The following is a 962-nucleotide window of genomic DNA, read 5'->3' as shown; positions in this document are numbered from 1 at the left end:
CCGAGTTCTATTCCTTTGTGGATGGATCCTTTAGATGGGAATAGCTCTGACAAAGTGTCTTTCCACGAAACCATCAAAAACGTAGAGAATTTTCGTTCTTAAATAGATCTAGATAAGCCCTCCAGGTGGATAGCAGATTCGGCTCTGTACAAGAAGGAGAGGCTACTGAAAAATAATGACTATTTGTGGGTGACACGAGTTCCTGAGACAATTACTGAAGTAAAAAGAATGGTGGAAAAGCCATCAGAAGACATACCTTGGATCGAAGCAGGAAATGGATACAGAATAGCAAGATTTAACTCTTCATATGGAGGGATTATGCAGCAATGCTTACTGGTTTTTTCGGAGCAAGCTTATTATCGAGAGTAGAGGACGCTTAGGCTCCATAAACCAATAAACATGCCATAATTGCACATAAAGAAGGGGTTATACTCGTTTATCTTTAAATTAAGATTTAACTAAGTAAAATTTCTTAGATAAAAGAGGCTGCAGTTCTTCCCGATATTTAGGAATATTTTCAAAAAAAGCACAAATCGCCTTCTTAAAATCTAAGAATTTTTCATAATATCGATTATTGCGGACTTTTTTATTTATGAATCGCCAAAGGCGTTCAATCAGATTGAGATCGGGAGAATAAGGAGGCAAGAATTTGATTTCTACTCTAGATGTTTTTAGGTAATTTGCAACGATTTTTGACCTATAGTAAGCAGCTTCAGAAAATAATTTGCTTGCACCATACTCTGCAATATTATCGAGAGCACAGCCTAGCTCATGATCGGTACTATCTTTTCGTAAAGCCCAGACCATGGATGATCATAGCCACCGCTGCTATTCCTGGACTAACTTTCCTTTGAGCACCTGAAGGCAGACGATTGTCAATCCTTTCAGCAATTTTTAAGTCCTGACAAATGGCAGCCACTAAGCCATGATGATCCATTACTGTCGTTTGAATTTCTCCTTCT

Annotated in this window: 1 protein-coding gene and 2 pseudogenes; 1 reads left to right on the top strand and 2 read right to left on the bottom strand. The window is 38.1% G+C overall.

Annotation, left to right across the window (positions count from 1 at the left end; genetic code table 11):
- The first annotated feature begins 189 nt into the window (after positions 1-189).
- Positions 190-369 (top strand): hypothetical protein, encoded by a 180-nt coding sequence (locus RHOW815_RS08275; protein ID WP_215217802.1) that lies wholly within the window; start codon positions 190-192, stop codon positions 367-369.
- Positions 370-560: 191 nt separating this feature from the next.
- Here the strand turns inward: RHOW815_RS08275 and RHOW815_RS09530 are convergent.
- A pseudogene (locus RHOW815_RS09530) lies at positions 561-651 on the bottom strand (transposase); the annotation flags it as partial.
- Between the two features lie 142 nt (positions 652-793).
- Positions 794-937, bottom strand: a pseudogene (locus tag RHOW815_RS08265) (DUF4277 domain-containing protein); the annotation flags it as partial.
- Positions 938-962 lie beyond the last annotated feature (25 nt).

It is taken from the genome of Candidatus Rhabdochlamydia sp. W815 (assembly GCF_018642185.1).
Classification (GTDB): domain Bacteria; phylum Chlamydiota; class Chlamydiia; order Chlamydiales; family Rhabdochlamydiaceae; genus Rhabdochlamydia; species Rhabdochlamydia oedothoracis.
Note: the sequence above shows the minus strand (reverse complement) of the source record. Positions and strands in the feature narration are given on the sequence as shown.